At 61.8% G+C, this 25,590-nt stretch carries 29 protein-coding genes and 4 tRNA genes; 30 read left to right on the forward strand and 3 right to left on the reverse strand.

From position 1 onward, the window contains the following. Positions 1–2: 2 nt before the first annotated feature. Entirely contained in the window at positions 3–1,481 is a 1,479-nt protein-coding gene (locus tag ABN273_RS06740) for a recombinase family protein (RefSeq protein ID WP_349447770.1), read from the forward strand. Between the two features lie 175 nt (positions 1,482–1,656). Here the strand turns inward: ABN273_RS06740 and ABN273_RS06745 are convergent, their stop codons facing one another. After that, positions 1,657–1,929 (reverse strand): hypothetical protein, encoded by a 273-nt coding sequence (locus ABN273_RS06745; protein ID WP_349447771.1) that lies wholly within the window; start codon positions 1,927–1,929, stop codon positions 1,657–1,659. Continuing rightward, complete coding sequence (locus ABN273_RS06750) at positions 1,926–2,573, reverse strand: hypothetical protein (protein WP_349447772.1); 648 nt, start codon at positions 2,571–2,573, stop codon at positions 1,926–1,928. The genes ABN273_RS06745 and ABN273_RS06750 overlap by 4 nt, the downstream gene beginning before the upstream one ends. A gap of 301 nt (positions 2,574–2,874) precedes the next feature. Here ABN273_RS06750 and ABN273_RS59415 point away from each other — a divergent pair, with 301 nt between their 5' ends. Continuing rightward, positions 2,875–3,192 (forward strand): HNH endonuclease, encoded by a 318-nt coding sequence (locus ABN273_RS59415; protein WP_502910955.1) that lies wholly within the window; start codon positions 2,875–2,877, stop codon positions 3,190–3,192. A gap of 66 nt (positions 3,193–3,258) precedes the next feature. Here ABN273_RS59415 and ABN273_RS06755 read toward each other — a convergent pair whose 3' ends face one another. Beyond that, entirely contained in the window at positions 3,259–3,726 is a 468-nt protein-coding gene (locus ABN273_RS06755; RefSeq protein WP_349447773.1) for a DUF6011 domain-containing protein, read from the reverse strand. Between the two features lie 619 nt (positions 3,727–4,345). On the opposite strand from ABN273_RS06755, the gene ABN273_RS06760 reads away from it, so the two are divergent. The 28 genes from ABN273_RS06760 to ABN273_RS06895 all read left to right on the forward strand — a co-directional run bounded on the left by ABN273_RS06760 (position 4,346) and on the right by ABN273_RS06895 (position 25,580). Continuing rightward, positions 4,346–4,708 carry a hypothetical protein gene (locus ABN273_RS06760; protein ID WP_349447774.1) on the forward strand — a complete coding sequence of 121 codons (363 nt, stop codon included), beginning with the start codon at positions 4,346–4,348 and terminating at the stop codon, positions 4,706–4,708. A gap of 87 nt (positions 4,709–4,795) precedes the next feature. Next, a tRNA-OTHER gene (locus ABN273_RS06765) sits at positions 4,796–4,864 on the forward strand. A gap of 3 nt (positions 4,865–4,867) precedes the next feature. Further along, a tRNA-Leu gene (locus tag ABN273_RS06770) sits at positions 4,868–4,940 on the forward strand. Between the two features lie 142 nt (positions 4,941–5,082). Next, positions 5,083–5,156 (forward strand) — tRNA-Lys (locus ABN273_RS06775). Between the two features lie 231 nt (positions 5,157–5,387). Beyond that, positions 5,388–5,461: transfer RNA gene (locus ABN273_RS06780), tRNA-Met, on the forward strand. A 108-nt stretch (positions 5,462–5,569) separates the two neighbouring features. After that, positions 5,570–5,986: a phage terminase small subunit gene (locus ABN273_RS06785; protein WP_349447775.1), complete on the forward strand. Its 417-nt coding sequence runs from the start codon at positions 5,570–5,572 to the stop codon at positions 5,984–5,986. Beyond that, entirely contained in the window at positions 5,986–6,189 is a 204-nt protein-coding gene (locus ABN273_RS06790) for a hypothetical protein (RefSeq protein WP_349447776.1), read from the forward strand. Before ABN273_RS06785 ends, ABN273_RS06790 begins: the two co-directional genes overlap by 1 nt. A gap of 9 nt (positions 6,190–6,198) precedes the next feature. After that, positions 6,199–7,752: a terminase large subunit domain-containing protein gene (locus tag ABN273_RS06795; RefSeq protein ID WP_349447777.1), complete on the forward strand. Its 1,554-nt coding sequence runs from the start codon at positions 6,199–6,201 to the stop codon at positions 7,750–7,752. A gap of 11 nt (positions 7,753–7,763) precedes the next feature. Then, complete coding sequence (locus ABN273_RS06800; RefSeq protein WP_349447778.1) at positions 7,764–9,203, forward strand: phage portal protein; 1,440 nt, start codon at positions 7,764–7,766, stop codon at positions 9,201–9,203. Positions 9,204–9,525: 322 nt separating this feature from the next. Next, complete coding sequence (locus ABN273_RS06805) at positions 9,526–9,921, forward strand: hypothetical protein (RefSeq protein ID WP_349447779.1); 396 nt, start codon at positions 9,526–9,528, stop codon at positions 9,919–9,921. A 53-nt stretch (positions 9,922–9,974) separates the two neighbouring features. Further along, a complete protein-coding gene (locus ABN273_RS06810) occupies positions 9,975–10,559 on the forward strand; it encodes a hypothetical protein (RefSeq protein WP_349447780.1) in 585 nt (194 codons plus the stop codon). Between the two features lie 20 nt (positions 10,560–10,579). Then, positions 10,580–11,449 (forward strand): phage major capsid protein, encoded by an 870-nt coding sequence (locus ABN273_RS06815; protein WP_349447781.1) that lies wholly within the window; start codon positions 10,580–10,582, stop codon positions 11,447–11,449. A 95-nt stretch (positions 11,450–11,544) separates the two neighbouring features. Beyond that, positions 11,545–12,105: a head-tail connector protein gene (locus tag ABN273_RS06820; protein WP_349447782.1), complete on the forward strand. Its 561-nt coding sequence runs from the start codon at positions 11,545–11,547 to the stop codon at positions 12,103–12,105. A gap of 125 nt (positions 12,106–12,230) precedes the next feature. Next, positions 12,231–12,464 carry a head-tail adaptor protein gene (locus tag ABN273_RS06825; RefSeq protein ID WP_502910957.1) on the forward strand — a complete coding sequence of 78 codons (234 nt, stop codon included), beginning with the start codon at positions 12,231–12,233 and terminating at the stop codon, positions 12,462–12,464. Continuing rightward, entirely contained in the window at positions 12,457–12,765 is a 309-nt protein-coding gene (locus ABN273_RS06830; protein WP_349447784.1) for a hypothetical protein, read from the forward strand. The genes ABN273_RS06825 and ABN273_RS06830 overlap by 8 nt, the downstream gene beginning before the upstream one ends. Then, positions 12,762–13,163, forward strand: coding sequence for a hypothetical protein (locus ABN273_RS06835; RefSeq protein WP_349447785.1), 402 nt, complete (start codon positions 12,762–12,764; stop codon positions 13,161–13,163). The genes ABN273_RS06830 and ABN273_RS06835 overlap by 4 nt, the downstream gene beginning before the upstream one ends. Next, positions 13,150–13,731 carry a phage tail tube protein gene (locus ABN273_RS06840; protein WP_349447786.1) on the forward strand — a complete coding sequence of 194 codons (582 nt, stop codon included), beginning with the start codon at positions 13,150–13,152 and terminating at the stop codon, positions 13,729–13,731. The genes ABN273_RS06835 and ABN273_RS06840 overlap by 14 nt, the downstream gene beginning before the upstream one ends. Before the next feature lie 144 nt (positions 13,732–13,875). Continuing rightward, on the forward strand, positions 13,876–14,151 hold the full coding sequence (locus ABN273_RS06845) for a hypothetical protein (RefSeq protein WP_349447787.1): 276 nt from the start codon (positions 13,876–13,878) through the stop codon (positions 14,149–14,151). A gap of 415 nt (positions 14,152–14,566) precedes the next feature. Continuing rightward, positions 14,567–17,536 carry a phage tail protein gene (locus ABN273_RS06850; RefSeq protein WP_349447788.1) on the forward strand — a complete coding sequence of 990 codons (2,970 nt, stop codon included), beginning with the start codon at positions 14,567–14,569 and terminating at the stop codon, positions 17,534–17,536. A 14-nt stretch (positions 17,537–17,550) separates the two neighbouring features. Next, positions 17,551–18,489, forward strand: coding sequence for a phage tail family protein (locus tag ABN273_RS06855; RefSeq protein ID WP_349447789.1), 939 nt, complete (start codon positions 17,551–17,553; stop codon positions 18,487–18,489). Beyond that, positions 18,482–20,071: a Gp37-like protein gene (locus tag ABN273_RS06860; protein WP_349447790.1), complete on the forward strand. Its 1,590-nt coding sequence runs from the start codon at positions 18,482–18,484 to the stop codon at positions 20,069–20,071. The genes ABN273_RS06855 and ABN273_RS06860 overlap by 8 nt, the downstream gene beginning before the upstream one ends. A gap of 2 nt (positions 20,072–20,073) precedes the next feature. Beyond that, complete coding sequence (locus ABN273_RS06865; protein WP_349447791.1) at positions 20,074–21,261, forward strand: hypothetical protein; 1,188 nt, start codon at positions 20,074–20,076, stop codon at positions 21,259–21,261. Positions 21,262–21,273: 12 nt separating this feature from the next. Beyond that, positions 21,274–22,305, forward strand: coding sequence for a hypothetical protein (locus ABN273_RS06870; protein ID WP_349447792.1), 1,032 nt, complete (start codon positions 21,274–21,276; stop codon positions 22,303–22,305). 245 nt (positions 22,306–22,550) lie between these two features. Further along, a complete protein-coding gene (locus tag ABN273_RS06875; protein ID WP_349447793.1) occupies positions 22,551–23,285 on the forward strand; it encodes a C40 family peptidase in 735 nt (244 codons plus the stop codon). After that, positions 23,282–23,407: a hypothetical protein gene (locus ABN273_RS06880; RefSeq protein ID WP_349447794.1), complete on the forward strand. Its 126-nt coding sequence runs from the start codon at positions 23,282–23,284 to the stop codon at positions 23,405–23,407. Before ABN273_RS06875 ends, ABN273_RS06880 begins: the two co-directional genes overlap by 4 nt. Before the next feature lie 133 nt (positions 23,408–23,540). Beyond that, positions 23,541–23,888: a hypothetical protein gene (locus ABN273_RS06885; protein ID WP_349447795.1), complete on the forward strand. Its 348-nt coding sequence runs from the start codon at positions 23,541–23,543 to the stop codon at positions 23,886–23,888. Further along, positions 23,881–24,918: a collagen-like domain-containing protein gene (locus ABN273_RS06890; RefSeq protein WP_349447796.1), complete on the forward strand. Its 1,038-nt coding sequence runs from the start codon at positions 23,881–23,883 to the stop codon at positions 24,916–24,918. The genes ABN273_RS06885 and ABN273_RS06890 overlap by 8 nt, the downstream gene beginning before the upstream one ends. Further along, entirely contained in the window at positions 24,918–25,580 is a 663-nt protein-coding gene (locus tag ABN273_RS06895; protein WP_349447797.1) for a LamG-like jellyroll fold domain-containing protein, read from the forward strand. The genes ABN273_RS06890 and ABN273_RS06895 overlap by 1 nt, the downstream gene beginning before the upstream one ends. Positions 25,581–25,590: the final 10 nt, after the last annotated feature.

Genomic DNA, 25,590 nt, shown 5'->3' on the forward strand with positions numbered 1-25,590 from the left:
AAGTGACTAACGCCACACCGGCATCTCCACCAGACGGAGCCCTCATCGCAGGACTCTACGCCCGTATCTCGAACGACCGCGAAGGTAGAGAGCTGGGCGTGACCCGCCAGCAGGAAGACGGACGGGCGCTAGCCGCCCGCATCGGCGCGACGATCGCAGACACGTACGTCGATAACGACATCTCGGCATCTACCCGTAGCCGGAAGCGTCGTCCAGAGTTCGACCGGCTTCTAGCCGACGTGCGAGCCGGGCGCATCAACGCGATCATCTACTACAGCTCATCCCGTCTGACTCGCCGACCGCTCGAATTCGAGATCATCATTCAGCTAGTCGAACAGACCGGCGTCCGGCTGTTCACTGTGACGGCGGGCACGGTAGACCTCACGACAGCTCAAGGCCGCATGATGGGCCGCTTCTTCGCTGCGAAGGACGCCGCCGAAGCGGAGGAGACACAGGAGAGAGTTCTCCGCACCCTTCAGCAGAACCGCGAGCAAGGCAAGCGTCCGGGCGGCCAGCACATGAAGGGATGGCTAAAGCCCGACCCCCGTAAGGGCATCGGCTACATGGAAGTGCTCGACCCCGAGGCAGTGAGGTGGATCGGGTGGGCTGCTGACTGGCTCCTGTCTGGGGGAACCAAAGGCGGGATCACGCGCCGATGGAACAAGGAAGGGTTTAGCACCGCGACCGGGGGCCGGTGGGTAGACAGCAGCGTCGCAACCCTGCTCTCGTCGCCACGTCTCGCGGGCCTAGTCGGGTACAACGGCGAAGTAGTCGGCGAAGGCACGTGGCCCGCCGTGCTCGATCCTGATACGTGGTGGGCAATCCAGCCCCGCCTAGGGGCCGGACGGCGCAAGGGGTACAAGGAACCTCGCACACCCATAGACCAGGTGCGGCGACACCTTCTAAGCGGGTTCGTGCGGTGCTTCCAATGCGGCGCCGTGATGCTGGTACGGCGCGGGCCGAAGCGTGTACACAGGTTCGCGTGCGTCTCGAAACAACGCGGTGGATGCGGAAGTCTTACCCGCAACATGGAATGGCTCGAATCGGTCATAGGCGAGTACGTAGCGGAACGCATCCTCGCGGAAGACGGTGAGATGTCCGAGCAGGGTGAATCCCCCGACGTCGAGGCGCTAAAGCAGCGTATCGGCGAGATGGAAGCCCGACTTAAGGAACTCCGTGAGGCTGCCATGCAAGGGCATATCCCGATGGTGGACGCCGGAATACTCATGACCGACATCAGGGAAGGCATCGACGAGCTACGGGCGCAACAAGCGCAGGCCGTAGCCGATCAGCAAACCACGCTTCTCGGGAAGGATGACGTTCTAGACGTCTGGCGCAGTGATGATCCCGAATACCTGGGGCATCGGCGTCACATCCTAGGCCGCTACGTGAAGTCGATCATCATCCATCCGCTACCTAAGGGCGGGTACTGGCGGAAGCACACGATCCCCCTCGACTCAATCACGATCATCCCCGCCTAAACAGAAAGCCCCCCGGTTCTCCCGGGGGGCCTTTTCTATGCGGCCTTAGCTTGCTGCCGTTGGTCCCGTGTCACGGTGCGAGCCGTGGCGAGTATCGACATCCATCTGTCGGCGTCCGGCTTGTGATCCCTGCGGGCTTGTGCCCGGATCGCCTCGACCACATCGGGGGGAAGGCTCACGCAGCCTCCATTGCGTCGCGAATGGCCATAGCGATGTCGTCACGCGACCACTGCTCCGTCTTCCGGTAGAGAACGCTCATCACCATGTCGCCCTTCAGCGCCAGGGCGATCCGGCCAGCCTGCCGGATCGAGCACCGGTCACCGTAGTTCGACTGCCCATAAACGACCTCAGGGCGAACGAGGGCCGTCCGGATTTCCTCGACGGTCACCAGCATGTCGAGAGCGCGACCGGCAGCGTGCTTAGTCATGTAGAAGTTGCCGACGTTCACCACAAACCGCCTTCACCTAGTGCAGCCTCGTTGCGCTCCTCATCGATCGTCATCACGAGCGCCCGGAAGTACTTGCCGACCTTGCCGAACACGGCGCCGACTTCAGGAACGGGGCCGATCTCCGGAACGGCCACCAGGTGAGCCCCACGCCCGGCCACGTCGGGCCGGACCTTGTTAAAGAGGGTCATGTACTGGGGCTGAATCATCAGCCACGGCTCGTGCTTCTCGGCGATGGCGAAAAGGTCGTTCAGCATGGCCCATTCGGGGCGGAAGTCCCCGCCTACGGCCAGAGCGGTTGCCGTCTCGGGGTTGTTCTCGTCAACGGCCCCGTGAAGGATGACGCCCTTACCCGACTCGACCGTGATCCGGCTAAGCGTCTTGCGCGTGCCATCCTGGCGGGCGCGCTTCGCGAGCGTAATCAGGTCTTCCCGTGTGATCTCGACGGCGGCGAGGTTTCCACCCGAACGAACCTCGGCCACGCACGTGGCAACGGCTGCCGTGTAGGTGTCCGTCACGGTGATCTCAAGCATCAGGCCACGTACGCACACCAGGGCAACGGGAACCGGAGACTTGGCGGGAAGCCAAGCTTCGGCGTTGCTCAACGCCTTAGAAAGGTCCCCGGCGGGGACCGCGAGTGTTGCCATGCGAAGCAACGTAGCGGAACAACCAACTTGCAGCCAACTTGCAAACTGTCCGTGTGATACAGATCACATCGAGGGAGTGTCGGTGAATCGGCTCCCCGGACACCTATATAGGGATAGGAAACCCCCTTGGGGGGGACTAAGGGGGGCAGCCTAATAGGCATGCTGCCCCCAGGCAGCTAGCTAACCAATAGGCGATCGGGGTAGTCCAAACGGACCCGATCGCAACTGTCTATAACTACCTAGCTAGCTCACATAACAACCATGTTCGCTAGGAACGCGCCCACCGGGCGCGCGAGGTTCCATGCCCAGAGCAAAGCAAATCTGTTCGACGGCAGGATGCCGTCAGACAGTCACAGCTAGGGGTAAGTGTGCCGAACACGATCCCGGCCCATGGGCCGGACACACGAGGCAAGACATCTCCCGACTCCCTAGCAACTGGTCTACGATCCGTCGCCGAATCCTTCGGCGAGATCGCTACCGCTGTTACGAATGTGGTGAAGACGCTAGCGAGGTTGATCACATCGAACCGGGCGACAATCACGACCCGTCGAATCTGGGCGCCATGTGCGCCCGATGCCATCTCGCTAAGACCCACAGAGAACGCCTACGCGGGCCGTAGACGGCCCTACACGTTCGACCCTAGACACAGGAAAGCCCCCGCCGTAGCGGGGGCTTAGAAGCGATCCTAGAAGCGCGCAGCGCACACGGGGCCGATGCCCGCGTCAATGCTGTCTTGCTTCGTGAGTTCCCTGCGGCAGATGCAGCACGATCCCGTTTCCTTGCCGAACGCCTTAGCCTCGTCGAGGGTAAGAAGGTTCTCCGGCTTCAGCAGCCGGACGACGCCGGGGGCGAATTCGGCCACCACCTTGCCGTACTTGTTCTTGAAGATCTCGACGGCGTACAGCCGTCCAGCCTTGGACTCCCGAACCTCGAAGTACTTCTTGTCGAGCTTGTAGAACCCGGCCTCGACGATCTGAACCCGCTGCGCCGGGCTAGTGGCCGTGATCCCCTTAAGGAACTTGATGAAGTCGCTAGCGATCGCCTTAGTCATGTCCTCAAAGCCCGCCTCGATCGTCTGAAGGTCAAGCCCCCGCTCGGTAGCGAGAAGCCGGATCAGGTTCTTCTGAGGCTCGGTCGCGGTGCCGTTAACCATGAGTCTTTCCCTCCTTGCGGCGCATTCGCGCCGTTCCTGCTGACAGGAAGGAAGCTAGCAAAGCGTGTACACAGTTTGCAAGTTGGTTGTAGCCACGCATGGCTAGCTCACAGCGAAGCCGTGTACACGGAGTAGCCAGATCCCACATAGGAGGCGGGGGTACCCCCATGACTCAGTTCATTTGAGAACTGTGGAGGGCTGGGCCTCGCAGGATGTACGGGTCTGGGGCGGGGGTATCTGACGGCCCTTCGAGGGCCGGTTACGCATTGTGAGCTGCGGGATTGCCGCTAGATTCGCGTGTCGAAAAACGAGGTAAATCCGCATCCTTCGCGTACTTGATACCTACTGCGGCGCCGGGGGCGCCGGTTGGGGATACGGGCTAGCAGGGTTACACGTGACGGGCGTAGACATCGCCCCACAGCCCAACTATCCGTTCGCCTTCCACCAGGCCGACGCAATCGAGTTCATCCGCGAGCATGGGCACGAGTTCGACCTAATCCATGCAAGCCCGCCGTGCCAAGCGTCGAGCCCCCTCACATGGGGCACGAACCAAGGGCGTTCCTATCCCCAGCTAATCCCGGCGACCAGGGAAGCGCTTCTAGCCACGGGGCGACCGTGGGTGATGGAGAACGTGGCCGGTGCTCCGATCCGTATGGATCTGCGGTTGTGTGGCGAGATGTTCGGCCTGGCGGTCATCCGGCATCGCTTCTTTGAGATCGAGGGCTTCCGCCTCGACCAGCCGACGCACCCTAGGCACCGTGGGCGCGTGTCCGGCTTCCGGCACGGCGTATGGCACGTCGGCCCGTACTTCGCCGTGTACGGCGAGGGCGGGGGCAAGGGAAGCGTTGCCGAGTGGCAGGAAGCCATGGGGATCGATTGGACCGACGTACGTCGGGAGCTGGCGGAAGCGATCCCCCCGGCATATACGCGATTCATTGGGGCCGCCGCGATGACGGCGCTTGCCTCGACGATTCCGGGGTAACAACGGCTTTTGCCGGTTGGTTGCCCGATAGCTTTGAACTCGTGGGGGCGACGGCCCCGGCCACGAGGGCGACGGCCCGAGGGGTTTTCGGTGTGGTGTAAGTGCGCAACACGCTTCCAAGGGGAGGAGATGCGGGTTCAAATCCCGCCACCGACACATGCCGCTCTAGCCCAACGGCAGAGGCACCGGTCTTAGGAACCGGACGGTTAGGGTTCGAATCCCTAGGGCGGCACAGAAGTTTCGGCGCTGGCCTGATAAGCCGGTTGGCGGGACTTCAGGGATCGGGTGTAGTCAGCATTCCGGCCCCAAGGGGCGGCCTTATCAGCCGCAACCAGGGCGGGCGGTGCCGGTTAGATTCCGGCGATCCCGAGCAATGGCGATTAGCTCAGTCTGGCAGAGCACCGGGAGTTTCCCCCGGGGGTCCTTGGTTCAAATCCTCGATCGCCAACGAGGGGGGTAGTCCGGGTTCGAATCCCGGCGCCGGGCTTTCATCCCCGGTGTGGTGTAAGCGGTAGCACGCTCCCCATGGCTTATCTGGCGCCCGGACAGTCCGAGGCACAGGGCTCCGCCAGAGGCAGGAACTTACACGCTCCGTAGCCGCCGGCCGTTCGGCCGCGGTTCAAGAAACCGCAGGTCGATGCCATGTAGGCAACCGCCGGCCAGCGCGGAGCGTGAGCAAAGCGGGATGGTGTAGTGGCCGATCACGGGGGCCTCATAAGCCTCTATTCACGGGTTCGAATCCCGTTCCCGCAACGAAGCGGGTTCGCCCGCGTCGGCCTTGCTAGCCGACGTGGCCGCTAAGGCGTGTACACGCGCCCGCCTACACGTCACAGATCAGGTCCGGTGAAAGGAGGTGCGGGCGTGGCTGGCAATGGTCCAGCACCGAAGGAAGGTCGAGTACGTAGGAACGCCGATTCCGTCGATTCCATCACGCTCGACAACCCGCCTCTTGTGGAACCGCCGAAGCTTCGCGGCTACGCGAAGTACAGCGCAGCTACGCGCGAATGGTGGGACACCTGGAAGGACTCGCCGCAAGCGGCGGCATTCACGTCTACCGATTGGATGCGCCTAGCGATGCTGGCGCCGCTCGTCGAGCAGTACCACGCGGAGCCTAAGACGGCTCTGCTGGCCGAGATCCGGCTAAACGAGGAACGCCTAGGGGCGACTGTGGCGGACCGTCAAAGGCTCCGTATGAAGCTCTCGGGGCCGAAGGAAAGCAAGCCCCGGCTTGCGCCCGTGAAGGACATTACCGACCGGCGTAAGAGCCTGGAGGACTAGTGCCCGAAGTGAAGCTAGCGAGCGTGATCAATGTGACCCGTCTTCCGGACGGGTTTTTTAGTTTCACGATCGACGGGCATCCGTTCCCGTTCACCGTTCAGGACATCGCTACCTCACTCAAGCCTGGCGAGGATTTCCCCTACATCACGGTGACGATTCCCGCTGACCGTATCGAGGTCATTAACCAGGTTTACGACGACTAAGGAGACAGGGTGCCGTACGCCCCTGACGGGCGTTGGACGGCCCCTGAGTTCAGTCTCGGCTATCAAGTCATTGATTGGATCGAGGCTTACCTAGTCCACGGCCCTGGCGACGTGCAGGGCCAACCGATCGTCATGGATCGGGAATACAGCCGCTTCATCGTGGACGCGTACGAGATCGACAGGAAGGGCCGTAGGCGCGTCACGCGGGCGTTCCTGAGTCGCCCTAAGGGACGAGCCAAGTCCGAGCTTGCGGGCATGCTCGTGTGCGCCGAGGCGCTAGGGCCAGTGCGCTTCGCGGGCTGGGATGAGAACGGCAACCCCGTAGGGATGCCGCCCACGTATCCCTACATCCGGTGCCTGGCCACCGAAGAAACGCAGGCCGGTAACACCTACGACAACGTGCATTTCATGCTCTCGGAAGGGCCGGTTTTCGATGCCCATCCGGGGCTTGATGTCAACCTAGCGAAGGTCAATCTTCCCGGGGGCGGCGAGATTGTTCCGTCGTCCGCGTCGAGCGCGAGTAAGGACGGCGGGAAAGAGACATTCGCCGTGTTCGACGAGACCCACCTGTATGTGACCCGTGAGCTTCACGGCATGCATAAGACGGTTTCGCGAAACCTCCTGAAGCGCAAGGCGGCTCAACCGTGGGCGTTGGAAACCTCGACGATGTACGCCCCTGGTGAGGACAGCATTGCCGAGGCAATGCACAGTGACTATCTGAAGGTTGCCGAGGGGCTTCTAGAGCATCCCGGCCTGTTGATCGACCACCGCGAAGCGCCGCCCGTTTCCATCCGGAACAAGGCCGAGCTTAAGAAAGCCTTGAGGTACGTCTACGGCCCTGCTGCCGAATGGATGGACCTCGACCGCATGGTCATCGAGCTACAGACCATGCAGGAACACGAGGTGCGAAGGTACTTCCTCAACCAGCCTACGGCGACCGTAGACCAGGCCATCGAGAAAGAGGCATGGGATGCGATCGAGTCGGACGAAAGGCCGAAGCCGGGCGACCAAATCGCCATCGGGTTTGACGGCTCGATCCGGTACGACGCTACAGCGATCGTGGGTTGCCGTCTGTCTGACGGCCTGGTGTTCCCCATCGCGGTATGGGAGAACCCCCACACGGGCGATGACTGGGAAGTCGATGTACTAGCCGTAGATGCGGCAATGGCTAAGGCGTTCGACGAATACCGCGTCGAGTGGGTCTATGCCGACCCTGCCTATTGGCAAGACATCGTGGGCCGTTGGGCTATCGAGTTCGGCGATAAGCATGTATTCGAGTTCTGGACGCACCGCGATACACCGATGGCAACGGCAGTCGAGCGGTTCCGTACCGGCATCCAGACTCAGCAAATCGCGCATGTCGGCGACAAGACATTGACCCGTCACGTGATGAACGCCCGAACGCGCGAAGTCCGCGCGGGCGTCGTCTTGCGCAAGGACACAAAGAAGTCCAAGAAGCACATTGACGCGTGCATGGCTGCCGTTCTGGCCGTCGAGGCGCGCGCGGATGCGATCGCAGACGGACGGCTGAAGAAGAGGCGGTATCGCGCCACGAGCTACTGAGAGGTTCCCCTTTGACGTTTATCGACCCGCAGCCTAGAACCCCGATCGAATGGGTTCAGCATCTAGAGCGCAAGCTGTCTGTGCAGTCGGCCGAGGCGCGGCGATATGACGACTATTACGAGGGGCGCCACAAGCTCGCGTTTGCGCAAGAGAAGTTCCGCGAAGCGTTCGGCGGCATGTTTGAGTCGCACTGGGCGGACAACTTCAGTTCGCTAGTCGTCGATTCGGTGGCCGAGCGTATGCAGATCGAGGGATTCCGGTTCACGGAAGATCCCGAGGCGGACGCGGACGCGCAAGAGATCTGGCAGAGGAACGGCCTTGACGCTGACAGCGATGCAGCCACGACGGACGCTCTAGTCCAGTCCAAGGCGTTCATTACCGTGTGGGGCGACAGGGACGGTCAGCCGGTAATCACCCCCGAGAACTCTCATGAAATGGTTGTGGAGTACGTTCCGGGTTCGCGGCGCCTCATTCGGGCCGCACTCAAGCGGACGCTCGACGAGTGGGGCGACGTTCACGCGACGTTGTGGACGCCCAACCGGGCATACATGACGACCTTCGCTCAGGGGCGCGATAACTGGGATGCGCCAACAGAGGTTAACAACCCGCTGAATCGGGTTCCGGTGGTTCCCCTCATGAACCGTCCCCGGTTGAACGGCAAGACGCATTCCGAGCTTGCGCGGACAATCCCGATCCAAGACGCGATCAACAAGGTAATGATTGACGCCCTCGTTGCCTCAGAAATGGGCGCCTTTCCGATGAGGTGGGCAACCGGCTTGCCCCTAGAAGAGGGGGAAGACGGCAAGCCTAAGCCGCCGCCTTTCAGGGTCGCCCTCGACAAGATGCTGCATTCGGAAGATCCGGATACCAAGTTTGGTCAGTTCGGTGTGGTGGACCTGGCGAACTACGTCAGGTTGATTGAGGCGCTGATTCAGCACATGGCCTCTGTGTCCCGGCTACCCATGCACATGATCTTGATGCAGGCCGGTCAGCCGCCGTCCGGCGCCAACATCAAGAGCGCCGAGGCGGGGCTAGTCGCGAAGGTACGCCAGCGCCAACGCACGTACGGCGAAGCGTGGGAAGACGTGATGCGGCTCGCGTTCGCCGTCCGGAAGGACGAGCGCCAGCACGCCTACCAGGCCGAGACGATTTGGCGTGACGCCGAATACCGGTCTGAGGCTGAGCACATCGACGCCCTGGTGAAGCTTCACACGCTGGGCGTACCGAAGCGCCAGCTATGGGAAGACGCTGGTTACACGCCGCAGCAAATCGAGCGGTTCGAGGCGCTTCTAGCGCAAGACATGCTAGATGACCAGATGCGCTCTGACCTGGGGCTTAACGGTTCCGCGGAACGGCCGGCGGACGCCCAGGGTGACGACGCGAACACGCCTGAGGAGAGTGGACAGTCACGTAAGGCGATTGCTGAGGCGCCCGGTGTCGGTATCCGCTGATCTCGCCCAGGCACGCCGCGCGCAGTCTCGGGCGCGGCTACAGCTCCGCTCGAATCTCGTCCGTACGGTGCTCGCCCTCTGGCGGGGCCTGGGCCGGTGGGACCGGGAAGACATCCCCCGATTCGCTCCCCAAGCATCGCGACTCGTTCGCGGCGGCCAGCTCCAGGAAGCACGGCTAACACTCGGCTACCTCGATCAGGTGTCGCGCATCCGTACGGGGCGACCCTCCCCCACGGTGCGAACCGATCGCATCCCCGGAAGGATCGGCAACCCCGACCTCCAAGACGTGTACACGCGTCCATTCGTCTGGACGTGGACCGAGATGTCCAACGACAAGCCTCTAGCCGATGCCGTCGATCTGACGGCGTACCGGCTACAGAGGGCCGTCGAGACGGACCTAGAACTTACCGGCAGGAATACTGCTAACGCCGTGATGGAAGCCGACAGGCGTGTCATCGGCTATAAGCGGGTTCTGTCGGATAAGCCCAACCATTGCGACCTTTGCGTGATCGCTTCGACGAACACCTATCGGCGGGGCGATCTATTGCCGATCCATCCGGCGTGCGGGTGCACGGTTGAGCCTATCTACCTCGACGGCAGTCAAGAGGAAGCCTCGCTAGATCGGCGGATCGAAGAGGCGTACCGGCAAGCCGCCGAGCGTACACAGATTGCCGTGCTTGATCACGGCGAGTACGGCCCCTATCTACAGGCGGCCTAACTTCCCTCCCCCGACATGGGGGTTTCTTTTTTCCGACATGGAGCCCTTTTCGCATGCCTGAGAACGACCAGAACAACGGCGACCAGAACGTCACTACGCCCCCGGCAACCGACACGGGAACCGGCGACAACGTAGACGTTGCGGCGCTCATCGCGGACCGCGACAAGTGGAAGCACTTCGCGCGGGAGCATGAAAACAAGTGGCAGACCCTTTCGGGGGAGCTAGCGCAGCTTAAGCAGTCTCAGATGTCCGAGGCTGAAAAGGCGATCGAGGCGGCTAAGGCCGAGGCGCGTAGCGCGACCCTGGCCGAGGTTGGCGGAACGCTCGCCACGGCCGAGCTAGAGAAGCGTGCCGCTAAGGCGGGCGTGACTCTGCCCGATCCCTCTTACATCAATCTGGCTGCCTTTATGGGCGCCGATGGCAACCCCAACGGCGAAGCCATTGACGCCTTTATTGGCACTCTGCCGAAGCCCTCGACGGCGCCCGAGTTCGATCAGTCGGTTCTCAACAACGCCGGTAACCGTGAGGCGAACAAGCCTCAGCAGCTTACCCGCGCGGATCTCCAGCGCATGACGCCCGAGGAGATCGAGGAAGCCCGTCTAGCGGGCAAGCTCAACGACCTACTTGGAATCAAGTAACCCCTTAGGAGGGTGTTCTTTTGCCTATTTTTGATGGTGTTGGCGAGCGCGACGCTCGGTTCATTCCCGAGGTTTGGACCTCGCGAATCTGGGTTGAGATGCGCGCGGGCCTAGTCGTCGGCTCCGACCTTGTGGTTAACCGCGACTATGAGGGCGAGATTCGGAATGCTGGTGACAGTGTTCGCATCCCGACCGTCACTGACCCGACCGTCGAGGACTACGATCCCACGGTCGGTTTCACGGGTGACCCGCAGGACGTTCTAGGCGACAAGCGGACCTTTGAGATTGAGCGGGCTAAGGCTTTCCGTATCAAGGTTGACGACATCGCTAAGGTGCAGTCGCTTATCGGTGGCCAGCACATGCACGAGGGTACGCAGCGCGCGGGCCGGAAGCTTGCCGAGGCTGCCGACTCGTACGTGGCGGGCAAGCTCGTTGCCGCCGCTACCGGCAATCGCCTGATTGACCTCGACATGGCGCCTGCCGTGGCGCCCGACGTGTATTACGGCCAGTTCGTTGACGTCAAGGTCGCTCTCGACCAGACCAACACGCCGCAGGATGGCCGTTGGGCGATCATCTCTCCCGCCCTGCACGGCAAGCTTCTGCGCGATGACCGGTTCATCGATGTCAGCAAGTTCGGTTCTAGCGAGCCGATTTCCAATGGTGTTGTCGGCAAGTTCCTTGGCTTCCGTATTCACCTGACCAACGCGCTTCCGACTGATGTGCATCTGATCGCCGGTCACCGTATCGCTACCACTTTTGCGGATCAGCTCGTCAAGACTGAGACGTATCGCCCTGAGAAGTTCTTCGCCGACGTGGTGAGGGGCTTGCACGTTTATGGCGCAAAGGTGATGCGGCCCGAGCACATTGCAGTGGGCAAGGTCATTCCGTAACGAGCCTCTTTTTTTGGCTCAAATTTGCAAGTTGGTTGTGACGCTTGGGCCGTCCCGATGGGGGCGGCCCCTTGTCTCCTATCGGAGGTTTCATAGTGCTAGCCGAGCTTGCCGATATCGAGGCAAGGATTGGGCGCACGCTGACGCCCGACGAGTCGAACGCAGTCACAGAGTTGATTGCCGACGTGTCGGGTTTGGTGACGGCCTACTGCGGTCGTGACTGGACCATTCACACGAATGATGTGGTCGAGCTTGAAGGGCTTGCCGAGCGCGAGCTAGAGCTACCGGGAAGGCCGGTAGTCCAGGTCTACAGTGTGACTATCGATGACGTGCCGGTCATGGAATTCAAGGTGCTAGGGAACTCGCTTTGGCGCCGGTATGGCTGGCAGAAGTACGCGGGTGATCCGATCCCTTCAAAGGTGGTCGTGACGTACACGCACGGAACCAACAAGGTTCCGGCTGACGTCAAGGCTGTCGTCTGCAACGAGGTGTTGCGTGTTCTCGGGAAGGAAGTCGGCGCGACTTCCGAAACGCTCGGGGATCACGCAATCGCGTATGAGCCTGGAAGCGGCTCTATCGCCCTCTCGCGGTCCGCGAAGGGCTCCCTAAACCGTTTCCGCCAGAGGGCCGGTTCCGTGTCTCTACGGCGATCCTAGGGGCCGCTATGGGCCTCTATCGAGATTCCGTCGCCGTGCTACGGGCGCCACTAATTCCCGGCCCCTATGGGGACGTTCGGGACTGGGTGAATGCCCGAACCGTGTACACGGCTTTGAGAGCGAGTGTGCAGCCGGTCATCAGCAGCCGTGAAGGGCTGGCTACCGACCTCGATCAGGACCGGGAAACCGGCATCACGACCTACCGCGTGTACACGCCTTCACAGGCCGACATCCGCGTGTCCGATCGGGCGCGCTACGGCGGCCAGCTCTACGAGGTGTCCGGCGTTTCGCTCATCTGGCCTGTCATCACGGGGCGCAACTCCTACACGCTCGCAACGATTCGGCGGGTCGATGGCTGACGTAGATGTCGATGTCTGGGAATTCAAGCTTCCCCTACTTACGCGGGATAGACGCGTCGCGAAAGAACTGCTCGTCGTGGCAAAGCAGATCGGTCTAGAGGCGTACAACCTCGCGCCTAAGCGCTATCCGCTTCACGAGTACGCGGCCAGCATTCACGAAGAGATCGAGATCGGCGCCTTTGGCGAACCCGTGGCCTATGTGTCCGCTGACGTGGACGCAATCAAGGTCGAGTTTGGCACGGAAGACACGCCAGATTTTCGCCCCTTGGGCAGGGCATTGGAGCGGAAGCGGATCGAATGATCTATGACCCGATAGCGGTAGCGGTTGCGCTACTGCGGAGCCAAATCACGGGCGTTCCCGTGTCGGGCGATCTCATCGGCCACCAGGCCGGTTCGGCTCGTGTCGTCGTGTCCCTGCTCAACATCAGCAACGTCACACGAAACCGCCTCGACCGCGTACGCCTCGACGTTCACGCCTACGGGGCGACCAAGAACACGGCGCTTCATAACGCGATGCGAGCGCGCCATGTGCTTATGACGTACGGCCCGAACTTCAGCCATGACGGCATAGCGGTTGCCGACGCCAACAACGATTTCGGGCCGCAGGACATCAGCGATAAGACCAGCCGCGAACACCGGTTCGTGACGTCCCTCGACCTGTACATGTATATGAGGAGTTTGCCCCTTGTCCAAGATTGATGCCGATTTCATTAAGTTTGCGCCGAACGGCCGCGTACTTATGGCTGCGAGCAAGACCGCGCTGCCCACTATCCCCACCACGGTTGCGACTGCGTTTGACGACGCTACGCCGATTTCCGGATGGACCGATCTTGGTTACGTGACCGAGGATGGCGTGACCCTTACCCCGACGCTTACCACGTCGGCATTCCCGGTCTGGCAGTCGAACGCCCCCGCGAAGATTACTGTTACCGGCGCTGGCCTCGACTTCCAGTTCGCTCTAGCCCAGTGGGATAAGGACAGCACCGAACTGTTCTTTGGCGGCACGTGGGGTGCGGCGACTGCTGGGATTACCAAGATGAGTCTGCCGTCTAACCCCGCCCTACGGGAAAAGGCGTTCCTCATTCTGTGGGGCGATCTCGACACCGTTAACGGCCTCTACGTTCCCCGGGCGATGATCTCCGACCGTGACGGCCTATCCCTTGGCAAGACCGATCCGTCGATTCTCAACATGACGTTCCAGAGCCTTGACCACGCGGGCAACCTCGCGGACATCGTCACGACCGCCGACATGGACGGCGCCGCCTAAGCAATCCCCTTCCCGTCACTCTCCGCGCTGGCCGGCCAGGCACCACATCACGTTGAGCTGCGGTTCTTTGAACCGCGGCTAAACCGCCGGCGACTGCGGAGAGTGATCTCTGAGATTCCAACACAGTTGCAAGGAGTTCCACGTATGGCTAAGGCTTCTGCCGCCGCTGCTGACGCGAACGGCGAGAACGTCGCGGTTGACTATGACGGCACCGTGTACACGGTCCCGACTCCGATTAACTGGGATATCGATGTCCTCGACGAGCTAGAGGCGGGCCGCTTCACAAAGGCCCTGAAGCTCGTTCTAGGCGCCGACCAGTACGACGCTTTCAAGGCCGCTAAGCCCCGGAAGCTCTCGGATGCCGTAGCGCTCTGGGAAGGGATTTCGGCCGCTTGCGGTGTGGGTAGCACGGGAAACTAGTATGGCTCGCCCGCGTCCTGGGCGAGCACTTCCCCGCCGTCGAGGCGGACCTACACCGGTATTACCGAATCGACATCTTGGACCTGTACCGGGGGAAGCTGAGCATTCGCAAGCTGGTTTCCCTGCTGGCGGGTCTCCCTTACGGTTCCGCCCTTCATATCGCCCTGCACGGCGATGAGGCGCGATGGAACCCGGCAGACTACTTGCTTGCTTCCGCCGTTGACCTACTCCAGGTTTCCAACTGGCAATTCACGCAGGCGAATTCCCCCAAGGGGACGCGGAACCCCTTCCCCGATCCGGTGCAACGCCCCGGACGGAAGACATCCGAAAAAACATCTGATCAAGAACCTAGGCGCTTCGCTTCCGCAAAGGATGTGAGCGCCTTTATTGCGCGCGCAACCGGGAGGTAAGGGGGTTGGCACAGACCAAGGTCGGTGAGGCTTTTGTTGAGATCCGCCCACGAATCGCGAAGGACTTCGGCAAGCAGCTTCGCGACCAGCTAGAGAGGCAGCTTAAGCCGCTTACCGGCGATCTAGGCCGGAACATCGGCGATTCGCTGGGCGACAGTCTCGGCGAGAACTTCGCTTCCCGGTTCGGGGACCACGCCCTAGCAGCGTTCAACGACATCGAGTTCGCGGGCAAGGGTTCGACCATTGGCCAGCAGCTAGGCGAGGAGTTCGGCGACGGTTTCAGCACCCAGGCCCGAGAGCGCATCTCGGACTTCGGTCGTGACGTCGAGGTTGACCTACGCACGTCCTTTACGCGTGTCTCTGAGAGCGCGTCTAAGGCTGGGCGTGACATCGAGGGGAACCTAACCCAGCACCTATCCGGGGCGCTGGGCAGCGCCCGGAACCTCGCTACCGGCTTCGGCCAGCTGGCTTCTAGCGCTGTCCTGACGACTGGCAGTCTCGCCACGGCAGCCGGGGCGATGGGTGCCGCCGCTCAGGGTGCTCTAGCCCTGGGGGCCGCTCTGGCTCCGGCTGCCGGGTCCCTGGCGGCGCTCCCTGGCCTGCTGCTCACTCTCGGCGCCGCTAAGGCGACCCTGACGACGATCTTTTCGGGGCTAGAGGATGCATTCGGCGCCGCCCTGACGAACCGCGTTATCGACTTTCAGCAGGCCGCAGATTTGCTGCCGCCGATCGTTCGCGCGGTGGCGTATGAGATCCACGGTTTCCGCTCCGAGGTAACCGACCTTCGCGAGACGGTTCAGGAGGCTTTCTTTAGCCACCTGGTCGGCGAGTTCGACCAGCTCCGGAATCTGCTCCCCAACGTCAAGGAAGGGATGTCCGGCGTTGCCGACGTGTTCGGCGAAGCTGGGCGAGAAGTCCTCGACTTCGCGGGCGACGTTCAAACCGCATCGGCGGTTTCGTCCATCTTCCATTCGCTACGCGATTCGGTCGCGCAGATCGTTCCCGAGATAGACATTCTGCTATCAGGGTTCCGGGATTTGGGCGTCGTCGGCGCCGGTTTCATTTCGGATCTGTCGCCCGGCATCGCGGGCCTCGTGGACAAGCTTGGTTGGTTTGCCTACCATGCCGCCGCGTCCGGGGATGCGCTTCGGTGGATGGAAAACGCCCTCGACGTGTTCCGTCAGCTAGGCGCAATCGTCGGCGATGTCGGCGGGATCGTAGCCGCTCTGTTCCGTGCGATGAATACGGCCGGAACCGACGCCCTGGGCGTCATTGGGAAGCTCGTCGATGGGGTGCATACCTTCCTGGATTCAGCCAAGGGTCAGGAAACCTTGGTTGCCATCTTCAGGGGGCTTGCCGACATCGGTTCTGCGCTGATTCCGGTAGTGACCGCGCTAGCAATCGGGATCGGTTCTCTAGCGCCGATCATCGGCCAGATTGCCCAGCTAATCGGCCCGATCTTGACGACTGCGGTTCAGGCGCTTGCGCCTGCCCTGGCTACGCTCGGGCCTGCCCTGGTTGCCGTTTTCCGGCAGCTTGGAAGCGCGGTGACGATCCTCGCTCAGTCTGGCGCACTCCAGGCCGTAGCGACGGCCCTAGGGTCGATTCTGGTCGCTATCGCGCCGATCCTGCCCCCGCTGGCGCAGCTCATTTCGCTACTCGTTCAGGGGCTCGCCTACGTCATCACGACGTGGGTTGCTCCGGCCCTTTCGAAGCTCGTTTCGTGGATCTCCCAGGCCGTCGATTGGCTTACCGGCGAAGGGCTTTCCGAGGACACTTGGCTATCACGAACCATCAATTTCATCTATACGACTGTCGCCCCGCTATTCCAGCAGGCGGGCGAAATCATTTCGCGCGTGTTCGGCGATATCGTTCAGTGGTTCACTGACAACCAGGATCGGGTTTCCGAATGGGGCACTAAGCTCCAGGAAATCATCACGGTTGCCGCACAGGTCATCTCACAGCTATTCGAGGGCATAGCCCTTGCCTGGGATACTTTCGGCGGTCCGCTGCTCAACATCATCGCGAACGTTTTCGACGGCATTCTAGGCGTTATCGATGGCGTGCTTACGGCGATCAAGGGCCTTTTCGATATCGTTCTAGGCGTACTAACCGGCGACTGGGAACGAGCCTGGAACGGCGTAAAAGAACTCTTTTCCGGCATCTGGGATGCCATCGTCGCCATCGCCGAAACGATCTGGAACAACTTCATCGAACAGTTCAAGGCTGCGCTGGCGCTGGTCGATGACGACTGGGAAGAACACTGGAACCAGGTATCCGATTTTGCCGAGGACATTTGGCGCGGGATCGTCGATTGGCTAAAGGCCAGGGTCGCCGATGTGGGCCGAATCCTCGATTGGTTCGGATCGCTTCCCGGCAAGTTCTCCCAGTGGTTCGGCGAGGTTAAGAACGCGGTCGTATCGCGTTTCAACGATGTCGTGTCGTTTGTTCAGTCCATCCCGTCTCGAATTCAGGGCGCTTTCACCTACGCCGGAAGCTGGCTATATAACGCCGGTCGCGCGATCGTTCAGGGCCTATGGAACGGAATCGTTTCGCTCTGGAACTGGGTTGTCTCCAACTGGAACAACATGGTTACGAACCTGATCAACATCGTGAAGTCGATCCTAGGAATCGCTTCCCCGTCCAAGGTGATGCACGAGATGGGCGAGTTCCTATCCATGGGTCTGGCACGCGGTATCAACGCCTCTGCGGGGCTCGTCGATAAGGCCGTTACCGGCCTGGCCGAGGGCGTCACGGATGCGTGGGGTTCGCCCGAGCTAGCGATCCCGGCGTGGCAGAACCCGAATGCGGGCCGTCTACCTGCGACGAATCAGCCGGCCGGTAATGCCCTGGTCACAGGGGGTGTCGGCAGCCGCGTGTACGACATCACGCTCAACGCCGTGCCGTCCGTGCCCACGGAACGCCAGATCGTCGATGTCCTCGACTACGCCGATGCCCTCTACGCAACCACCTAGAAAGGGGTGACCTCTTGGCCGATTGGCCGCGAACCGTCGTCGAGCTGGCCACCCCTCAGGATGTGGCTGCCGGTGTCGGGGGCGTGTACACGAGTTCGTACAACCTGAGCAACACGGCCGAGGGGGTCATGGTCCTTCCGGGGATGAAGGGCTTTGACGCCCCCGCGTTCACGCTCTTTCACGACGAGATGCCCGCCCTCGACGGCGGCTATCTGCGACACGTGAGGGCACCCGCGAGGCAGCTATTCATTCCCGTTGTGCTGACAGCCCCGGACCGTCCGGGGCTGCTCGCGTTGAAGCGGGGCTTCCTCGCTTCCCTCAACCCGATGAACGGGCCTTGCCGGATCACTTTCACCGAGGGCGACGGAAGTAGGCGGTTTATTGATGCCTACTACTACGACGGCGCGACGGGTTCGGAAGGTACGGATGACGCCGGATTCCTGTGGGTCAAGTACGGCCTTGTGTTCCGAGCGCTCGACCCGTATTTCTACGCGGGCGTGTCTCAAAGCATCCGGTTCACTACCGGGAACCTGCAACTGAACCCGTTCTTTGGTGACCCGTTCCTGAACCGTCCACTGCTGAACAAGGCTCACAGCCTCAACGGTGAATCGACGATCACGATTACCGGCGACGTGGACACCTACCCGACGTGGACGATTCACGGCCCTACAACCGGCATGACGTTCACTCGGCAGATTGCCGGGCAGCCGGATCAATCGTTCAGTCTCAACACGAGCCTTTCGGAAACGCGGGCCGTCATCGTCGATACGCGCCCACGGTCCAAGTCCGTCCGGGACGCGGAAACCGGGGAAAACCTCTGGCAGTACCTAGGCCCTTCCCCGCACCTATGGCCAGTCGCCCCCGGCACGAACAAGGTTGTTATCAACATTGACGGCGTGGGCGGCGAAACGTCCGTAACCCTGTCCTACCTGCCGAGGTTCATCAGTGCCTAGATTCTTTGTGGAGGCTCGCGACAGGTCATACAAGCGGGTCGGCGTCGTCGAGCAATACACGAGCCTCGACGTCATCTCTCGCTTCAACGCGGTCGGCTCATGGGCGTTGAGCGTTCCGGCTGATTCGAATGAGGCTGCCATCCTGCAAGAGGGTGGCGGCATCATCGTGTGGATTGACGGCGTTCCGACGCCGGTCATGTCCGGCCCTATCCGGAGCATCAATCACACATGGTCGGCAGACCAGCCGGGCGCCGGTCAGGTCGTGTACACGGGTTTGAGTGACGAGACGCTTCTGTGGTCGCGCGTCACGCTCCCAGTCCCTACCGCCGAGATCGACGGCCAGACGGCGGACCGGTACACGGCTGCCGGTGCCGCCGCCACGGTCCTGGGCCAGCTCGTGAACGTCAACGCCGGTCCGCTGGCGCGGGCCGACAGGGTTATCCCTCAGCTCGATGTGCCGTATTCCGCTCTGGGCGACCGTGTGAGCATCACGACGCGGTTCGACACGCTGGGCGTCAAGCTTCAGGAAATCGCGGCGGCTGCCGGTATTGGCTGGCGGCTACGTCAGGGCGCCTCAGACAGGCTCTCATTCGACGCTTACCGGCCGGTGGCCCATTCGTCCGGGCAAGCCACGTTCAGCCCGTCTGCGGGCAACCTAGCCGCGTACACGTACAAGTTGACGGCGCCATCCGCTACGCGGTTCATTCTGGCCGCGCAGGGCGAAGGTAAGGACCGTTGGCTACGCGAGTATGACGACGCCGAAGCCCGCACGGTGAATAACACGCATCCGGCAATCCAGTACACGGGCGGCGGCTGGGCGCACCAGAACCGCCAGTTCGGCGGCGACTTCTGGTCAGACATTCACGCGACTAGCGTTCTCGGCGAATCCGCTACGTACTCGTTCACGGGAACGGGCGTCGAGTGGCTTACGGAGCGCTCGCAGGATGGCGGCGACGTAGACGTGTACATCGACGGCGTGAAGGCCGGTACGCCGAATCTCTTTTCCGTTACCGTGCAACGCCAGTATGTCGGGTGGTCTGCTCAGGGCTTGCCGTTGGGCGTCCACGAAATCAAGGTCGTGAACCGCACCGCTGGCAAGATGCTGGTAGTCGATGCGTTCAGGATTACCGGCGTTCCTTCGGTGGCCGAAGAGTGGTCGAACACGCCCCTGGAGCGCTTCGCGGACCGCAGGGATATCCCTGTCGCCCGTGGCATCAATGGTGAGCCGGTCAACCCTGAGGATGGCTTGGGCGCCGCCCCGGATGCGCTATCTCAGCTCGACCAGGCTGCCGACGAGGTATTTGCGGAATCGGCGGCTCTCGGTGAGTTGAGCGTTACGCCGATCGATTCGGACAACTTCCGCTATGGCGTCCATTACGAGGTGGGCGACATCGTGACGGTTGAGATTCACGGCGGAAGAACCATCACTGACGTGTTGCGGGAGGTACGCCTTTCGGATGGCTCCGAGGGGCCGCGCGTCACGCCTCTTATCGGGACGGACGGCGCGTCTTCTACGCCGACGCTGTATCAGGAGGTTCGCCGGATTTGGAACAGCATTCGAAAGCTAGAGGCTAGAAGGTAGGCATGGCGGAACGTTCTTACCCATTCGACGGCGGGCAGGGCGCCATCCTTTCCGAGACGGATTGGGAAGGAATGGCTTCGCTTTGGCAGGATGACGGCGTGGCCGGAATCCCGTCCGGCACGGACCTTAAGGTCACTTCGCTAGAGGTTCCTGGGGAACTGAAGGTGGCGCCCGGTAGGGCGGCCTTTCGGGGCTTCCATTACCAGCTAGACGCGGAACTCACCCTCGCGTACACGCTCAATGCGGACGCTTCCCAGTGGCGGGCCGATGTGGTTGTTCTCCGGCTGGACCGGGGCACCAACAAGATTTCCCTAGCGGTGAAGGAAGGCATTCCCGGGGGTAGCGCTCCGACCGTTGACACCAACGGCGTTAACCCGGAAATGCGCATCGCCACCTACAACGTTCCCCCGGCGTCCGGCGCGGTGCCAGCCGCCCAGGTGTTGGACTATCGCCCGTTTACGTCGATGCGAATCCGCGTCGTGAAGGACAGCGCTTCTAGCAACTTCCCTGACGGCACTATCTTTTTCGACGCGAACGCGGGCCGCTTCTACCAGAAAATTAAGCCCTCTGGCGCATCGACTTCCGAGCAAGCGCCGATACCGAAGTTCCGCGAAACGCTTGTCTACATGTCTGCGGATAGCAACGACTATCCGACCATTACGGCTGGCGGACTTGCGTGGGATGAGGCTGAGAAGCAGCTGCTAATCCAAACGTCTTCCACTTCTGGCACTCCGACCTGGACGCCGGTAAGTGTGGGCGGTTCCACGGTCGTACGGCGGCAAGGGAACCTGACGGTAGCTTCTGGCGCGACTACGACTGACACCGCGCTAACCGTTCCGGTGGATCGAGGGCCGTACCAGTTTGAAGCCGTCATTTTCTACCGGCATGCTGCGGCGTCTGGCACGGCTTCTGTTCGGCTCGATCATCCGTCTCTTGGTACGGGGGGAACGATTGGGACGGGTTTCGATTATCTGACGACGGCGGGGGCGCGAACGCTTTCCGTTTCAACCGCTACCGTGCCCTCCCAATCGATTGGAGCCCAGACGTCGGGGACGAACTATGTTGTGCGCGTCTTCGGCTCGTTCGTGAACAGTCTGGGCAGCGCGGGCAACGTCTCCATTTCGTACGTGAACCCGAACGGCACGTTGACCGTTCTTCCGGGCAGCTATCTGTCCGTTACCAAGGCTTAAGGAGGGTCGCGAATGACTGAACGTTCTTACCCGTTCGACGCGGGAGCAGGCGCGGGCATCACCGAGGATCAATGGTCGTACATGGCGTCGAGCTGGCAGACAGACGGCGTTGACTCCCCCGGCCCTTCCGGCGATTCACTGAAGGTTTCCACTACCGGGCAGCCGTTCACGCTACTCGTGAAGGCGGGTCACGCAAACCTTGCGGGGTTCCACTATGAGCTGGACCTAGATCAGTCGGTCCTTTTCGAGGCGAACACGGCTGCTGATATCCGCGTGGATAGGCTTGTTCTTCGGCTCAACAGGGAAACCAACACGGTCGCTCTTGCGGTAAAGAAGGGTGCCGTTGGCAGCTCGACTCCCCCGGGCATCGATCGATCGTGGGCGTCTCCGGAAATCCCTCTCGCGTACTTCACGCTTCGCGCGAATAGTGACACGGTAGCGCCCGCCGATTTGGTGGACGCTCGGGAGTTCGTTGCATCGGGCGTGCAGATGCTTTCCCCGGCGTCCGCCTCGACAGGCGCCCGCCAGTTGGCCGAAGGGCAGATTGGCTATGACCCCGTGGCGCAGAAGTTCTACGCACAGGAAGCGGCCACCAAGGTCGAGATTGGTAAGCAGCCGGACCTATCGCCGTATCTCACACGCTCGGACGCTCAGTCTACGTATTCACCGCTGGGGCATACTCACAGCTACATGTCTAACTCGATAACGAGCGGCACGCTTACGGCGGCGTCGCCGTGGTACTTCGAGAGCAGCGGATACGAGCGAATCGGTAGCCTTACCCACATCTGGGGGGCGATCTCATATTCGCAAGGAACGATCGACGAGCTAGCACCCGACAATAGCGTGATGTTCACCTTCCCTTACTCGGCTGGGCCTACACGCTTGTTCCGGATGCCCATCATCGGGCAGGGCTATTCGTTCTCACCGGTAAGCAGTGGCGTCTACGTTGAGCGTTCGGGTTCTACTGCTCGTGCGATCACGAACTTTTTCCAGGTGCGGAAGCAAACTTGGTACTACTTCGACGTGACGTTCATTTCAGCGTAGGCAGGCATGGCACCGAATGAGGAACCGGGGTTCACGGTAACCCTGCGAGAGATCTATGAGGAGATGCGAGACCTGACTACCGAGGTTCGCACCCTCACGTCAGAGCTGAAGGAATCCCGCAAGACCGACGACGACCACGAACGACGCTTGCGCGTTCTAGAGCGTTGGATGTGGGGTTTGCCTGTCTCAATTCTCACTGCGATAGGGGCCGTCATCACGGCCCTTTTGAAGTAAGGAAGGTTGTTGTGGCTACGGCTACCGATGTACGCAAGATTGCCCGTGGCGAGATTGGCTATCGAGAGTCGGGCGTGAATCACACCAAGTATGCCGATCAGGTTCCGTCCCTTCGCTGGGCACAGAACATGTATTGGTGTCACGTCTTCATCTCGTGGCTATTCCTGAAGGCTAAGGATCCCGGCATTGCGCCGTGTACGGCGTCGTGTCTCGCGGGCGTTGCGTGGTTCAAATCGCGCAACCGCTGGCACCTTTCGCCGAAGGTTGGCGACATCGTTTATTACGGTCCCGGGGGCGGAACGCACGTTGAGCTTGTTGTGGGCGTGTCCTCGACGCATATCACGACCATTGGCGGTAACACGTCTGGCAACGAGCTAGACGGCGACTACTTCAACGGCAATGGGGTGTATCAGAAGACCGTTGAGCGATCGTCTGACCGCATCTACGGCTACGGGCGTCCGGCGTACGATTCGGAGCCCTCGACGGTCGAGCCCTCAAAGCCGCCTGTGACCGTTCCGCAGTATCCCGGCGCCCTGCTTAAGCGCGGGTCTGTCGGCTCTGCTGTACGGACCTTTCAGGCCCGTATGAAGGTACGCGGTTGGCGCCTGTCGGTAGACGGCATCTATGGCACCGAGACAGAGAACGTCGTGAAGCGGTTCCAGGACGAAAAGGCGCTAGGCCGTCGTGACGGCGTGGTCGACGCCGAGACGTGGCGGGCCGCATGGCTCGCGAGGGTAACCCTGTGACGCATCGAGCGCCCGAGGGGCGCGTACGCCAGCTCGTTGCCGTCGCGGTCGTCCTGGGCGTCGTTGTCGGCGGCGCCCTGGGCGCCCTGGCGCTCGGCCTGATGTGGCTGACAGGGCTCTAGCCCGACACGTGTACACGCTTTTGATCACTCTATGCAGCAGCCGGCCGTTTGGCCGCGGTTCACAAAACCCCTGGTCGGCGCGATGTGACCTCCCGCCGGCCAGCGCGGAGCGTAACCAGATGAGGAGTTGTCTTTGGCAGTCGTCTACCGGCTCACCCTCGACCAGGGGGCGACCTTTCGCAGGGTCCTTCGGTGGCTTAAGGGAGAGTCGCCCGTTGATCTCACGGGGTTCAGCGCTCGTATGGAGATCCGAGACAAGGCGGGCGGGAGTCTCCTTTATCGCCTCGACACCACGAACGGCGGTATCTCGCTCGGCGGCGCCGAGGGGACCGTGATTCTGCACCTTCCTGCCGCAACGTCGGCGGCGTGGTCCTGGCGCACGGGCGTCTATGACTTGGAGCTGATCGAGCCGAACGGCGACGTGACCCGACTCATTCAGGGCGGCGTGCAGATCAATCCCGAGGTGACCACCGGTGTCTGATCTGATCGAGGTCTACATGGGCGCGGTCATCGCGACAGAGAACCTGACTGACGTGATCGAGGCTGGCTATCTGCCATCCGGCGCCCCGATTCCCGGCCCCCCAGGGCCGAAGGGCGATCCTGGCCCGCAAGGGCCGTCCGGCATTAATGGCGCCGATGGAGCGCCCGGCGTAGGCGTTCCTGCCGGGGGCGCCGCAGGGCAATACCTCGCCAAGGTGTCGAGCGCCAACTTTGATACGGCCTGGGTTACCGGCTCTGGCGGGGGCACGCCCGGCCCTGCTGGTGCGAGCGCGTACGAGGTTGCCGTAAGCAATGGCTTCACGGGCACCGAGGCGGCATGGCTCGCGTCGCTCGTCGGCCTCTCAGGGCCGCAGGGCGCCACGGGCGCCACAGGGCCGCAAGGCCCGAAGGGTGACACGGGTCCACAAGGACCTCAAGGTCTACAGGGCTTGCAGGGCGATCCCGGCCCTCAGGGGCCGCAAGGCTTGCCCGGCGCTGACGGCGCCGATGGTGCCCCCGGCGATACCGGCCCACAGGGCGAGCCTGGCCCGCAGGGTATTCAAGGCCCGAAGGGTGACACGGGCGCACAAGGACCTCAAGGTCTGCAAGGTCCCCAGGGCGACGTTGGGCCTCAGGGAATCCAGGGCATTCAGGGTCCGGCCGGTGCTACTGGCCCGATGGGGCCTGGTGTACTCCCCTACTCGATCGCTGGCACTGTCGCGACCGGCGTTGGCTCGTTCAGGCTGTACAACGACACGGCGGCGGCGTGGACGATTACCGGCGTTCGCGCCACGGTCGGAACCGCGCCCACGGGCGCCGCGCTCATCGTGGACGTGAACAAGAACGGCACAACTGTGTTCGGCACGCAGGCCAACAGGCCGACTATCGCCGCAGGCTCGAATACGTCGGGGAAGGTCACCGGTATGTCGGTTACGACCGTCGCCGTTGGCGAATACCTGACCGTTGACGTTGATTCGGTCGGCTCGACCGTGGCCGGTTCGAACCTGACGGTTCAGATCATGGTGGCGTGATGGCTGTACGTTTCTCGGCCGATGGACAGGACTACACGAGAACCATATCTCTGGGCGCGCAAACTCAGTTCTCATTCTCGCTGTGGCTGAAAATATCGGTAGACCGTGACGCCTTTTCCACCCCATTAAGCCTGGATGCCTCATCAAGCGACAACTGCACGCTGCAAACCGGCAGCGATGGCCTGCAGCTGGATCTTCGTAGCGGTGGCGTTATGGCTAGTCGCGTTCTCACGGTTGGCACATGGACGTTTGTAGGGGTCAGCGTCAATGGCGCTAATGGCACCATGGTCACTCGGTCAGTTAATGATGGCTCATTCACGACCGCAACATGGACGACTGGGAAGGCGTCCACCACCCTGGCGAATCTCCGTCTCGGCGAGAGTTCATGGGGCAACGAGTGGCTTAATGGCTGCCTGGCGAGCGTCAAGATTTGGACGGGCGCAACGCTCACTGCTACTGAGCTGCAAGCCGAGTATCCATATAAGGACCCGCTTCGGACTGCGAACCTGCGAGCGTTCTACGCTTTCGACTTCGCTAGTACTACAGACAATTCAGGGAATGGCTGGACTCTCTCTGGTGGTGTAGGCACCACGTCAGAGTCGGGGCCCAGCTTGGCTGCCCTTCCGGGCAATTTCTCTGGCTGGGGAATCCCAGTCTTCTAACGAAAGGAAT

The sequence above is a fragment of the Nonomuraea sp. B19D2 genome, assembly GCF_040137845.1.
Lineage (GTDB): Bacteria > Actinomycetota > Actinomycetes > Streptosporangiales > Streptosporangiaceae > Nonomuraea.